The following is a 13,049-nucleotide window of genomic DNA, read 5'->3' as shown; positions in this document are numbered from 1 at the left end:
GGCTCAGCTTGCTTCGCGCATCGCTTCGGCGGCCTGCAGGTCGACCGAGACGAGCTGGCTGACACCCTGCTCGGCCATCGTGACGCCGAACAGCCGGTTCATGCGCGCCATGGTGATCGGGTTGTGGGTGATGATGACGAAACGCGTCTCGGTGGTGGCGGCCATCTCGTCCATCAGATTGCAGAAACGCTCGACATTGTGATCGTCGAGCGGTGCGTCGACTTCGTCGAGCACGCAGATCGGCGCCGGATTGGTCAGGAACACGGCAAAGATCAGCGACATCGCCGTCAACGCCTGCTCGCCACCGGATAGAAGCGTCATGGTCTGGGGCTTCTTGCCGGGCGGGCGGGCCAGGATTTCAAGCCCGGCCTCGAGCGGATCGTCGGATTCGATCAGCTGCAATTCCGCGGTGCCGCCGCCGAACAGATGCGAGAACAGCCGCTGGAAATGGCTGTTGACCACGTCGAAGGCGGCAAGCAACCGCTCGCGGCCTTCGCGGTTCAGGCTCTGGATCGCTTGCCGGAGCTTGCGGATCGCCTCGATGATGTCTTCGCGTTCCGACACGATCGTCTCCAGCCGGTCGGAAAGCTCCTTCTGCTCTTCCTCGGCACGCAGATTGACGGCGCCGAGCCGTTCGCGCTCGATCTTCAGCCGGTCGAGCTGGCGCTCGATCTCGGCCATTTCCGGCAACGGGCTGTCGGCCTCCAGACCGGTATGGCGGATGACCAGATGCGGCGGCGTGTTCAGCGTTTCCTGGATGCGCGCCTCGACCTCCAGCCGGCGTTCGTCGGCCGCCGTCAGCCGCTCTTCGGCGCGGACACGGGTTTCGCGCGCCTCGGCCAGCGACTGGATGGCGCCGGTGGCCGCCTTGTCCATTTCGGATTGCCGGTTTTCCGCCTCCTGCAGACGGTCGGCGGCCGCCTTGCGCAAGGTCTCGGCCTCCGTCAACTGTGACAGCAAGGCGCGCCTCTTGGCGTCGATTTCATCGGGCGCATCGGCCAGTCGCTCGCGTTCGGCCTCAGCCTCGGCCTTACGTTCGCCAAGCGATGCGATCTGCGTCGAGGCGTTTTCGGCCCGCTCCAGCCAGTTGCTGCGCTCGGCGCCAATGGCATCGAGCCGGCGCGCGCGCGCCTCGGCCTCGCGGCGCAGCCCCTCATGCACGGCACGTGCATCGGCAAGCGTGGCGCGATCGCGGGCGACATTGGCCGCGGACTGTTCAAGCTGCAATTGCAAATCGCCGAGATCGGGCGCGTCCTGCAGCAGCATTTCGGCCTCGGCGAAGGCCGCCGAGGTCTCTTCGTGGCTGTCGACGATGCGGGCGCGCGCTTCATCGAGGGCCGCGCGACGGCTCGCCAATTCGCCGCCGGCCTTTTCAGCCTCGGCCAGCGCATTACGGGCGGCGTCCAGCCGATGCTGGGCGTCACGCCCGGCCTGGCGCGCATTGCGCTCGGTCTCGCTCGCCAGGTGAAGCGCCTGTTCGGCCTGGGCCAGTGCCTCCTCGGCCTGGCGCAGGACGAGCGTCGCCTGCACCGCTTCGGCATCGAGTTCGGCCAGCCGGTTCTTCTGCGCCAGCCGTTGCGCGGCGGCGGTGGGTGCATCGGCACTGGCGGTAAAGCCGTCCCAGCGCCAGAGCGCGCCGTCGCGGCTGACCAGCCGCTGGCCGGGGGCAAGAAGCGCCTGCAGCCGGCGGCCATCGCCTGATGCAACGATACCGATCTGCGCCAGCCGGCGGGCGAGTTGTGCCGGCGCGTGAACCACGCTGGCAAGGCTCCTGACGCCTTCGGGCAGAGCCGCGTCGCCGGGCTGGATCTCGCTTTCGCCCCAATGCACCGGTGCGCTGCGGTCGAGCGGCACGTCGAGATCTTCGCCAAGGGCAGCACCCAGCGCCGTCTCGAAGCCACGCTCGACGCTGATCTGCTCCAGCACGGCCGGGAAGAGATCGCCGCTGGCGGCATTCAGGATCTTGGCAAGCGTGCGCGCTTCCGTCTCGATGCGTGCCAGCTCGGCTCTGGCATCCTGCAGCGGCGGCCGGGCGGCGCTCTCGGTGGCGCGGGCATCAATGACCGATTGCTCGGCCTCCGCCACGGCAGCCTCGGCCTCATCCAGCAGCGCCATCGCCTGTTCGACCAGCATGCGCTTCTCGGCCGGATCCGGCAGGCCGGCGACTTTGGAGAGGATATCGGACAGTTCCCGGTCGACATCGGCAAGCTGACGGCCGAAACGGTCGCGGCGCTCGGCGGTGTCGCGCAGCGTCCGTTCGATCTGGTTGCGCGAGGCGGCGGCCTCGGCCCGCTCGGCGGTCAGCGCGGCGAGTTTGGCTTCGCTTGCCGCAAGCGTCGATGCCGCCTGTTCGAAAGCCGCGCGGGTGCTGGCCTCGCGCTCGGCGGCACCGGCATTTTCGGAATTGAGCGCGGCTTCTTCGGTGCGAAGTCGCTCAAGAATATCGGCATTGTCGCGGACCATGCGCTCCTCGCGCGCAATGTCGCCGTCGAGCTGCTGCAGCCGGCGCTCGAGTTCGCCCTGACGGGCGCGGATGCGGCCGGCTTCCTCCTCGATCTGCGACCTGGCGATCGACAGGCGCTGGAAGGCGGCGGCAGCGGCGGCTTCCGCGTCGCGCAGCTCCGGCAGCCGGTGGGCGCCGATGCCTTGCTCCCTTGCCGCGGCCATCTGGGCTGCGGCGCGGTCACCGACCAGCGCGGTGGCAACAGCCAGCGCCGAGCGCGCCTCGCCTTCCTGTGTCTTGGCCAGTGTCCAGCGCAGATGCAGCAGCGTCGCTTCCGCCTTGCGGATATCGGCCGATAGGTTCTTGAAGCGCGATGCCTGGCGCGCCTGGCGCTTCAGGCTTTCGATCTGGCTTTCCAGCTCGCCGACGACGTCGTCCAGGCGCTCCAGGTTCTGCTCGGCCGCCTTCAGCCGCAACTCGGCCTCGTGGCGACGGGTGTGCAGGCCGGAAATGCCGGCAGCCTCTTCGAGCAAGGCGCGGCGCGCCTGCGGCTTGGCCTGGATCAGTTCGCCGATGCGGCCCTGCCCGACCATCGATGGCGAGCGCGCGCCGGTCGACTGGTCGGCGAACAGGAGCTGGACATCCTTGGCGCGCGCTTCCTTGCCGTTGATGCGATAGAGCGAGCCCGCCTCGCGTTCGATCCGGCGCGACACCTGCAACTCGTCGGCATCGTTGAAGGCAGCGGGCGCCGAGCGGTCGCTGTTGTCGAGGAAAAGCGTGACTTCAGCGGTGTTGCGTGCCGGGCGCGTGCCCGAGCCGGAAAAGATGACGTCGTCCATGCCGGACGCGCGCATGTTCTTGTAGGAGCTTTCGCCCATCACCCAGCGCAGCGCCTCGACCAGGTTCGACTTGCCGCAGCCATTCGGCCCGACAATGCCCGTCAGGCCGCGTTCGATGACGAACTCGCCGGGCTCGACGAAGGACTTGAAACCAAGGAGGCGAAGGCGCGAAAACTTCATTCGCGCCGCCCACTAAGCGGATTCAGCAAAAATGTACCGCGGTTTTGCGGGGAGAATCCACGGCAAGGCAAATGGGCGACCGGCGCCGGGCGCGGCCGCTTCGATGCTGCCTGAGCGTCAGAGCAGAGGGTCGATGATGGCCGACATTTCCGCAATCGACATCGCCCCCTTGTAGGTCTTACCGTTGATGAAGAAGGTCGGTGTCGAGTCGACCTTGAATTCATTGGCGCCGCGCTTCTGGACCGATCTCACATCGTCCAGAAGTTTCTGGTCCGTCAAGCAGGCCTCGAAGGACTCCTGTGTAAAACCGGCGAGCTTGGAGATTTGCAGCAGCGCATCCTTGGTATTGGGCACTCCAACCCAGTTCGCCTGCTGCCTGAACAGCACGTCCACCATCGGGAAATAGTTATCCTTGGCGCAGCGCGCCAGCATGAATCCGGCTTCGGCGCTCGGATCGAACGGGAATTCGCGCAGGATGTAGCGGGCCTTGCCGGTGTCGATGTATTTGGTCTTCAGGTCCGGAAAGGTGGTCTCGGCGAAATGCGCGCAATGCGGGCAAGTCATCGAGGCGTATTCGACGATAGTGACCTTGGCGTCGTCCTTGCCAAGCTGCTTGTCGGGCAGCGCACCCGGCTTCAGCAGTTCCGCCATATCCACGGTGCCCTGGGCTTCCGGTGCAGTAGCGGCGGCCGGCGTGGCCGGCTTCGCAGGCGCGGCCGGGTCCGCGGGCTTTACATCCGCCGCCTTGGCTTGCTCGCCAGAGTCGCTGCAGGCGGCGAGCAGGGCGACCGCCGGAATGGCGGCCAGCGAAGTCAGGACGTTTCTGCGAGACAAGCTTTGGCCAAACGGGGGACGGTTCATACGAATCACCTGACAAGAGTTGGATTTTGCAATGCAAAGGCACGAAAAGGCGAGAGTTGGCGCGAATTAAGGCATCTCCATCCCCAATCCAATCGCCAAACCTGACAGGGGCGATCACGAATGCGAGATATTGACGACAAATCCGAGATTTTGACGACAGATCTATGACTTCCTTTCGCCCAGAATGGTGGCGCCAAGCCTTTCCAGGGAAGCGCGAAGCCCATCATCGTCGACCAGGCCGATGGTCGAGGACAATTTCGTCTTCTCGGCCGCGGTCAGCGGCCTGAAGGTCGGTTTGCGCTTTCCCTGGTCCGCCGTCACAGGCTTCTGCAGGATCCTGATCCGGCTGATGGCGGTGAAACCGAGGAAGGCGTTGACCCGGTTGATGATCTCGCCGGTCTCGTGCTGCAGATGCAGCGCTGCCATGCCTTCGCAGGCGATGACCAGCACCGCCGGCTCGAACGGATCGTCTTCATGCATGCGACGCGGCCACTGGATTTTTTCGGGACGCGAGCGGCTGGCAAGGCGTGGCCCGGCGATCTCTTCCCATGACTGGACGAGGCCGATCGAAATGCCGGCCCGCTTGCGCAGCACCGGGTCGAGGATTTTGGTCGCAAGATCGCTGACCGGGACGGGATTGCCGTAGGGCGTTCTCCCTGCCATGTACGTTCTCCAGCCTCACCAGCATCGGCCAAGGCCAATTCCCGATCAATGGCACCAGCAGACCAGACCCGCAAGACCACACCCCCATTCGGTGTCGACATCGCGTCCCGCCTGCTCGGCTGGTACGATGAGCATCATCGCGAGTTGCCGTGGCGCATCACGCCGCGTGAGCATGCGCGCGGCGCGAGGCCCGATCCCTACCGCATCTGGCTGTCCGAAGTCATGCTGCAACAAACCACCGTTGAGGCGGTGAAGGCCTATTTTCGCGTATTTGTCGAAAAGTGGCCTGACGTCAGGGCGCTGGCCGCGGCACCGACCGAGGATGTGATGAAGGCCTGGGCCGGGCTCGGCTACTATTCCCGCGCGCGCAATCTCAAGGCCTGCGCCGACCTGGTGGCCCAGCGCGGCGGCCGGTTTCCCGACACGGAAGCCGGCCTCAGGGAACTGCCCGGCATCGGCGCCTATACATCGGCGGCGATCACCGCGATCGCCTTCGACCGCCCAGCCGCCGTCGTCGACGGCAATGTCGAACGCGTCATCTCCCGGCTGTTTTCGATCACAATACCGCTGAGCGAAGCCAAGGCCGAGATACGTGCTCATGTCGAGCGCATGGTGCCAGGGACAAGGCCGGGCGATTTCGCCCAGGCGATGATGGATCTCGGCGCCACGATCTGCACGCCACGCCGGCCGCGCTGCATGCTGTGCCCGCTGCGCGAAGATTGCAGCGCGGTCGTTTCAGGTGACCCCGAACATTTCCCGGTGCGGCTGCCCAAGGCCGACAAGCCGCTGCGGCGCGGTGCGGCCTTCGTCGCCGTGCGAGGCGACGGTGCCATTCTGCTGCGCAAACGGGCGGAGAAAGGCCTGCTTGGCGGCATGACCGAAGTGCCGACGACCGCCTGGACAGCGCGGATCGACGGCGCCACCACGCAAGCGGCGGCACCCTTTCCCGGCAACTGGAAGCCCACGGGGCGGATCGCCCATGTCTTCACCCATTTCGCGCTCGAGCTCGATGTGTTCCTCGCCCATACGAACGGCGAGACGCCGGCCGGCCATTTCTGGTCGCTGCCTTCGGACATTTCGGGCGAAGCACTGCCCACTGTCATGAAAAAGGCAATCGAGGCTGCGATACCCGGCGCGACGAAAAAACCGTCGCCACACAGTGCAAAGAGGCCCCATGACTGAAATCCGCCACATCGTTTTCGACATCGGCAGGGTGCTGATCCACTACGATCCGAATATTCCGTTCAGCCGCCTCATTCCGGATGCCGAAGAGAGAAAGTGGTTCTTCGACAATGTCTGCACGCATGACTGGAACATCGAGCAGGATCGCGGCCGGACATGGCAAGAGGCCGAGGCGCTGCTGATTGCGGAGCATCCCGATCACGCGGAAAACATCCGCAATTTTCGTCGCTACTGGCACGACATGGTGCCGCACGCCTATGACGACAGTGTCGCCATCATGGTCGGCCTTATCGAGAGCGGCCACGACGTGACCATGCTGACAAATTTCGCCACCGACACACTGGCCGAGGCGCGCAAACGCTTCGATTTTCTCGAACGGCCGCGCGGCGTCACCATCTCCGGCGAAGTCGGGATGATCAAGCCGGACCGCGGCATCTACGATCATCACGTCGCCGCGTTCGGGCTCGAGCCATCGGCCACGCTGTTCATCGACGACAGCCAGAAGAACGTCGACGGCGCCAAGGCGGCCGGCTGGCAAGCGGTGCTGTTCACCGATGCCAAGACGCTTCAAGCAGACCTTGAGCGCCTCGGAATCATGGCGTGATTTGAATCGCTTCCGGCGATCCGTTGATACCTTGAGTCAGCGAGAATGGTGGCAATTGGCAGGGGTTCAGGCCCCTGCCCGCTCCATACCGAGCCGGGCAATGCGGCGAAGCTCGTCGATCGGGGTCAGGCCGCCGCTGCGCTCATAGTGCCAGAAGGTCCAGCCGTTGCAGGCATCCAGGCCCTGCACTTCGGCGCCGATCTTGTGGATCGAGCCGGCGCTGTCGCCGATCGCCACGGTGCCATCGGCGCGCACCTTGGCCGCCCAGCGCTTCTTGGCGTCGTAGAGCGTGGCGCCCGGAACCATCAGCCCGGTGTCGATGAGGCTGACGAAGGCGACGCGCGGTTCGGCGCGCTTGCCGGTGAGCACGGTCAGGTCGGCGCCGTCCAGCGGCCGCACCGCGTCGATGCGCTCGTTGGCGGCATCGATATAGGCCTGCTCGCGCTCGATGCCGACGAAGTGGCGGCCAAGCCGCTTGGCCACCGCGCCGGTGGTGCCTGAGCCGAAGAAGGGGTCGAGCACGACGTCGCCCGGTTTGGTCGAGGCCATCATGATGCGAGCGAGCAGCGCTTCCGGCTTCTGCGTCGGATGCAGCTTGTCGCCATTGTCGTTCTTCAGCCGCTCGCCGCCGGTGCAGATCGGAAACAGCCAGTCGGAGCGCATCTGGATGTCGTCGTTCGAGGCCTTCATGGCTTCGTAGTTGAAGGTGTAGCCCTTGCCCTTCTGGTCACGCGACGCCCAGATCATCGTCTCATGCGCGTTCTGGAAACGGCGGCCACGGAAATTCGGCATCGGATTGGTCTTGCGCCAGACGACGTCGTTGAGGATCCAGAAGCCCAGATCCTGCATCTTGGCGCCAACCCGGAAGATGTTGTGATAGGAGCCGATGACCCAGATGGTGCCATTGGGCTTCAGCACCCGCCGCGCCGCCAGCAGCCAGGCGCGGGTGAAGGCGTCGTAGGCCTCGAAGCTCTCGAACTGGTCCCAATCGTCGTCGACCGCATCGACCTTCGACTGGTCTGGCCGGTGCAGGTCGCCGTCGAGCTGAAGATTGTAGGGCGGATCGGCGAAAATGACGTCGATCGACTTTTCCGGCAGCCGATCGAGCGCGGCAACGCAGTCACCCTTGAGGATCGTGTCCAGCCATTCGGATTGCTGGGGGGCGTGGGATAGCTCGTCGAGAAGACGCACGGCAGACATTCTGACACCCAAGGCACGCGTTACAGTTTTACTCTCTGTTATGGTTACCGATCAGCGTAAATATTCGGTGAAGGCCAAAACCGCGGATCTCCAAATTTGCGAAGGCGGCCCTGTTGGTGTATGCCGCGCCGCCTGAGCGTTCCCTGGCCCCTTCATCCTCCCATTTTCCGGATCACCATGCCCCAGCCAGACCTTGTCATCTTCGATTGCGACGGCGTGCTCGTCGATTCCGAAATCGTCGCCGCGCGGGTCGAGGCGGAACTGCTGACCTTGGCCGGCTACGAAATATCGGCTGAGGAACTGGCCGAGACCTACGCCGGACTGACCTTCAAGGACATCATGATGCGGGTCGAGGAGAAATCCAGCATCCCGTTCCAGGCCTCGCTGATCGACCGCGCCGAAGACCTCGTCGATCGCAAGTTGCGCAGCGACGTCCGCGCCATCGACGGCGCGCGCGAGGCGGTCGCCGCGGTCACCGTGCCGCACTGCGTTTGTTCGAATTCGCGTTCCGAGCGGATCGAATTCATGCTGGAGAAAGTGCTGCTGCTGCCGTATTTCGCCGGCCGGATCTTTTCGGCCCTGGAGATACCAAGCAAGAAGACCAAACCGGCGCCCGATGTGTTCCTGTTCGCGGCGGAGAAACTCAACGCCAAGCCGGCGAACACATTCGTCATCGAGGATTCCGTGCACGGCGTCCACGGCGCCAGGACGGCCGGCATGCGCGTGCTCGGCTTCACCGGCGCCGGCCACAGCTACCCCGGCCATGCCGACGCCTTGACGGAAGCCGGCGCAGAGACGGTCATCCGCCGCTGGGCGGAGCTGAAAAGCGTGATCGCCGCGCTGTCGGAGTGGTCGGCTGACGCCTGAGAGACGTGCGTCGCAACGCGAGACTAGTTCGTCGCGACAGCCTTCTTCTTGTGATTCTTCTTCGGCTTGTCCGTCGTCCCCTTCGGCGCGGTTTCGTCATAGCCGGCAAAGGCCTGATAGTCCTGCGCTGACGGTTCGGGCACGACGACATTGGAATCTGTGAAGACAAACTGCGTCGCGACCGACGGGTCGGTGACCTGGATCTGATACGGATGGATCTGCGAGTAGAGAACATCCGTGCCATGCATCACCGCGACACGGATCGGCATGGTGATGGTGCCGGGAGAAAACTTCGGTCCGGGCACAACCTTGCCGGCGACCGCGATCTTCATTGTCAACTGCCCGTTGGCGCGCAGGCAATCACGGGTCACGTCGCTGATCGACGCCTGGTAGATGATGTTCGCAGACTCATCCGGCGGTGTCGCAGCCGCGTTGGCCGCGGCCTGCGCCTCCTGCGCCTGCTGCTCGGCCTCGGCCTGGTTCCTCGGCTTGCGCATGGCCTTCGACTTGGGCTTCTGGACGCCCTTGGCATAGGTGTTGAAGAAGGCCGTACCGTCTCGCACCGTCACTCTGGGACAATAGGCCTGCAACTGGCTGGCCAGGACCTTGGGATCCTGTGGCGGCGGCGGCGCTGTCGGATCCTTCTTGCCGAAGCCGAGGTTCAGGATGCCGTTGTCGCTCGATTGGCAGCCGGCGACGGCGAGCATAAAGCCGGTGAGTGCAAGACCCGCGAAAAAGCGACCACTGAATGTACGAAACGCCATGAAACTGCACTTCCCTCTCGCAAAGCTGGTGACGTATATCAACCGCGCGGCAAAAATGCGACTGAGCCAGCGCAGAAATTAACCACCTTGTGGTGAACGGAAAACCCAGCGGTAACGGATTTGTGACATGCACTATGTGAGTACCCGCGGGGAAGCGCCCGTGCTTGGATTTTCGGATGCTGTGCTGGCTGGCCTGGCGCGCGACGGCGGGCTCTACGTGCCGCGCGAATGGCCGCAGTTTTCCGCTGCCGAGATCCGCGCCATGCGCGGCCTTGCCTATCCCGACCTTGCGATCCGCGTGCTGTCGCCCTTCCTTGGCGACGAAATCCCGGCGCCCGTCTTCGAGCGCCTGGTCCGCGAAGCCTATGCCACCTTCCGCCACGAGGCCGTCTGCCCGCTTGTGCAGACCGGCCCCAACACCTTCATCCTGGAACTCTTCCACGGGCCGACGCTCGCCTTCAAGGACGTGGCGATGCAGCTTCTGGCCCGGCTGATGGACCATGTGCTTGCCGAACGCGGCCAGCACGCCACCATCGTCGGCGCCACCTCGGGCGATACCGGCGGCGCCGCCATCGATGCCTTTGCCGGGCGTAACCGCACCGACATCTTCATCCTTTTCCCGCATGGCCGCGTCTCGCCGGTGCAGCAGCGGCAGATGACGACGTCGCCGGCTGAAAACGTTCATGCGCTGGCCATCGAAGGCAATTTCGACGATTGCCAAGGCCTGCTCAAGGACATGTTCAACGATCACGGCTTTCGCGACCGGGTTGCGCTTTCGGGCGTCAATTCGATCAACTGGGCCCGCATCATGGCCCAGATCGTCTATTATTTCTCCTCGGCTCTATCGCTGGGCGCGCCGGACAGGCCGGTCTCCTTCACGGTGCCGACAGGTAATTTCGGCGATATCTTCGCCGGCTACGCCGCCAAGAAGATGGGCCTGCCGATCGAGCGGCTGATCATCGCCACCAACGACAACGACATCCTGGCGCGGACTTTCGCAACCGGGGAATACCGTACCAAAGGCGTCTTTGCGACCACTTCGCCGTCGATGGACATACAGGTGTCGTCGAATTTCGAACGCCTGCTGTTCGAGGCCTCCGACCGTGACGCGGCGACCGTGCGGCGCTACATGGACAGTCTCAAGCAGTCCGGCGCTTTCACCATCGAAACCCAGCAAATCACTGGGATGCGGTCCGAATTCGACGCCGGCCGCGCGACCATGGACGAGGTCGCCGCCACCATCCGTTCGACGCTCGCCGGCAGCAACTACCTGCTCGATCCGCACACCGCGGCAGCCGTGCATGTCGCGGCGGGCAAGGCTTCAGGCGCGGTGCCGATGGTGGTGCTGGGCACCGCCCATCCGGCAAAGTTCCCGGCCGCCGTCGAAGCCGCCAGCGGCGTCTTGCCTGCACTGCCCGCATGGCTAGGTGGGTTGATGACATCGGAGGAAAAATACACGGTACTTCCATCCGACCTGAAAATGGTGGAAGATTACGTCGGCCGCCGCGCGCGGGCGGCGCGTTAGGGAGTAGTAGCCATATGGGTGTTGAGGTAAGCCGTCTGTCGAACGGCCTGACAGTCGCCACCGAAACCCTTCAAAGCATCGAATCGGTTGCCCTTGGTGCCTGGGTCAAGTCAGGCGCCCGCAATGAACGTGACGAAGAGCATGGCATGGCCCATCTGCTCGAGCACATGGCGTTCAAGGGCACGAAAAGGCGAAGCGCCTTCGAAATCGCCTCGGAGATCGAGGACGTCGGCGGCGAGATCAACGCCGCCACCAGCGTCGAGACCACCTCCTACTATGCCAGGGTGCTCTCCGACGACGTGCCGCTGGCCGTCGATATTCTTGCCGACATCCTGCAGGAGTCCGAGTTCGATCCGCAGGAGCTCGAACGTGAGCAGCATGTGATCCTGCAGGAGATCGGCGCAGCACACGACACGCCCGACGACATTGTCTTCGACCGTTTCACCGAGACGGCCTTCCGCCACCAGACGATCGGCCGCTCGATCCTGGGCACGCCGGAAGCCGTCAAATCCTTCACCTCGAAGCAGTTACACGATTTCATCGAACGGCAATATGGCGCCGAGCGGATGGTGATCGTCGCTGCCGGCGACATCAAGCACGACAATTTCGTGCGCGAGGTCGAAAAGCAACTCGGCGGCTTCCGCAGCAAGGCCGACAGCACCATCCCGCAATATGCGCAATATGTCGGCGGCGACTTCCGCGAGGACCGCGACCTGATGGACGCGCAGATCGTGCTGGGCTTCGAGGGCCGCGCCTATCATGTGCGCGACTTCTATGCCTCGCAGGTGCTGTCGATGATCCTCGGCGGCGGCATGTCGTCGCGTCTTTTCCAGGAAGTCCGCGAAAAGCGCGGCCTGTGCTATTCGGTCTATGCCTTCCATTGGGGCTTTTCCGACACCGGCGTCTTCGGTGTCCATGCCGCGACCGGCCAGAGCGATATCGCCGAACTGGTGCCGGTCATCATCGACGAACTGCAGAAGGCCGGCGAGAAGATCCTGCAGGAAGAACTCGACCGGGCGCGCGCCCAATATCGCGCCGGGCTGATCATGTCCGCCGAAAGCCCGGCCAGCCGCGCCTCGCAGATCGCGCGGCAGCTGCTTCTGTTCGGCAGGCCGATTGCCAAGGAGGAACTGATGGAACGGCTGTCGGCGCTCACGATCGAGCGGCTGACCGACCTGTCGTCGCGGCTGTTCTCGACCAAGCCGACGCTTACAGCTGTCGGGCCTGTGGGTACGCTGGCGCCATACGAGGCGATCCTCGATTCGCTTGCGGGCACGCAGACCGCGACCCGCAAGCTCGCCGTCTAAGCCCCTCAAAGCGTCGTGTTCGCGCTCCCTTTCTTTCGCCGTGATCTGCCGGCGCTGAAGGGTGACCACGTCATGCTGCGCGTGCCCTTCACGAATGACTATCGCGAATGGGCGGCGGTGCGTGGCGAAAGCCGTGCCTTTCTCGAACCATGGGAACCACGCTGGACTCCCGATGAACTCGACCGCACCGCCTGGCGGCTGCGCATCAGCCGCTACCGCGAAGACTATGCGCAGGGAACCGCGATCGCCTTCTTCATCTTCGAAAAGAGCAGCGGCAAGCTGGCGGGTGGTATCACGCTCGGCAACATACGCCATGGCGTCTCGCAAAGCGGCCATGTCGGCTATTGGATCGGCGAGCGCTTTGGCGGTCGTGGCCTGATGACCGACGCGGTCAAGGTGGTGACGCGCTTCGCCTTCGATACGCTGAGGTTGCACCGGATCGAAGCGGCCTGTATTCCCGACAACGCCCGGTCGATCCGCGTGCTTGAAAAAGCCGGATTCCGGCGCGAAGGACTTCTGCGATCCTATCTCAGGATCAACGGCATCTGGCAGGACCACTACCTCTACGCCCGGATCTCGGACGATCCGCCGGGCGCTGGAACGAAGGACTGATC

11 protein-coding genes are annotated in these 13,049 nt (G+C 64.3%); 6 read left to right on the top strand and 5 right to left on the bottom strand.

Translation table 11 applies throughout. From position 1 onward, the window contains the following. Window positions 1-3: 3 nt before the first annotated feature. The 3 genes from smc to AC0ZT5_RS02280 form a co-directional block, all read right to left on the bottom strand. The gene (gene smc, locus AC0ZT5_RS02290) at window positions 4-3,462 is read right to left on the bottom strand and encodes a chromosome segregation protein SMC (RefSeq protein ID WP_488495089.1); all 3,459 of its coding nucleotides are present in this window, start codon (window positions 3,460-3,462) and stop codon (window positions 4-6) included. A gap of 117 nt (window positions 3,463-3,579) precedes the next feature. After that, a complete protein-coding gene (locus tag AC0ZT5_RS02285; protein WP_184871379.1) occupies window positions 3,580-4,323 on the bottom strand; it encodes a DsbA family protein in 744 nt (247 codons plus the stop codon). Window positions 4,324-4,485: 162 nt separating this feature from the next. Beyond that, window positions 4,486-4,986: a DUF721 domain-containing protein gene (locus AC0ZT5_RS02280; protein ID WP_488495088.1), complete on the bottom strand. Its 501-nt coding sequence runs from the start codon at window positions 4,984-4,986 to the stop codon at window positions 4,486-4,488. Window positions 4,987-5,034: 48 nt separating this feature from the next. Between AC0ZT5_RS02280 and mutY the strand changes: the two genes are divergently transcribed. Then, window positions 5,035-6,168, top strand: a complete 1,134-nt coding sequence (gene mutY, locus AC0ZT5_RS02275; protein WP_488495087.1) for an A/G-specific adenine glycosylase — start codon at window positions 5,035-5,037, stop codon at window positions 6,166-6,168. Beyond that, on the top strand, window positions 6,161-6,772 hold the full coding sequence (locus AC0ZT5_RS02270; RefSeq protein ID WP_488495086.1) for an HAD family hydrolase: 612 nt from the start codon (window positions 6,161-6,163) through the stop codon (window positions 6,770-6,772). The genes mutY and AC0ZT5_RS02270 overlap by 8 nt, the downstream gene beginning before the upstream one ends. 66 nt (window positions 6,773-6,838) lie before the next feature. Here AC0ZT5_RS02270 and AC0ZT5_RS02265 read toward each other — a convergent pair whose 3' ends face one another. Further along, window positions 6,839-7,972: a DNA methyltransferase gene (locus AC0ZT5_RS02265; RefSeq protein WP_488495085.1), complete on the bottom strand. Its 1,134-nt coding sequence runs from the start codon at window positions 7,970-7,972 to the stop codon at window positions 6,839-6,841. A 177-nt stretch (window positions 7,973-8,149) separates the two neighbouring features. Between AC0ZT5_RS02265 and AC0ZT5_RS02260 the strand changes: the two genes are divergently transcribed. Beyond that, entirely contained in the window at window positions 8,150-8,839 is a 690-nt protein-coding gene (locus AC0ZT5_RS02260) for an HAD family hydrolase (protein ID WP_488495084.1), read from the top strand. A 23-nt stretch (window positions 8,840-8,862) separates the two neighbouring features. Here AC0ZT5_RS02260 and AC0ZT5_RS02255 read toward each other — a convergent pair whose 3' ends face one another. Next, entirely contained in the window at window positions 8,863-9,603 is a 741-nt protein-coding gene (locus tag AC0ZT5_RS02255; RefSeq protein WP_488495083.1) for a hypothetical protein, read from the bottom strand. 127 nt (window positions 9,604-9,730) lie between these two features. On the opposite strand from AC0ZT5_RS02255, the gene thrC reads away from it, so the two are divergent. Genes thrC through AC0ZT5_RS02240 form a run of 3 tightly spaced genes read left to right on the top strand, consistent with a single transcriptional unit; the run spans window position 9,731 to window position 13,047 of the window. Beyond that, on the top strand, window positions 9,731-11,128 hold the full coding sequence (gene thrC, locus AC0ZT5_RS02250) for a threonine synthase (RefSeq protein WP_488495082.1): 1,398 nt from the start codon (window positions 9,731-9,733) through the stop codon (window positions 11,126-11,128). Between the two features lie 14 nt (window positions 11,129-11,142). Beyond that, window positions 11,143-12,435 carry a M16 family metallopeptidase gene (locus AC0ZT5_RS02245; protein ID WP_488495081.1) on the top strand — a complete coding sequence of 431 codons (1,293 nt, stop codon included), beginning with the start codon at window positions 11,143-11,145 and terminating at the stop codon, window positions 12,433-12,435. Between the two features lie 15 nt (window positions 12,436-12,450). Then, window positions 12,451-13,047 (top strand): GNAT family N-acetyltransferase, encoded by a 597-nt coding sequence (locus AC0ZT5_RS02240; RefSeq protein ID WP_095091947.1) that lies wholly within the window; start codon window positions 12,451-12,453, stop codon window positions 13,045-13,047. Window positions 13,048-13,049 lie beyond the last annotated feature (2 nt).

The sequence above is a fragment of the Mesorhizobium sp. CNPSo 4670 genome (genome assembly GCF_057784235.1).
Note: the sequence above shows the minus strand (reverse complement) of the source record. Positions and strands in the feature narration are given on the sequence as shown.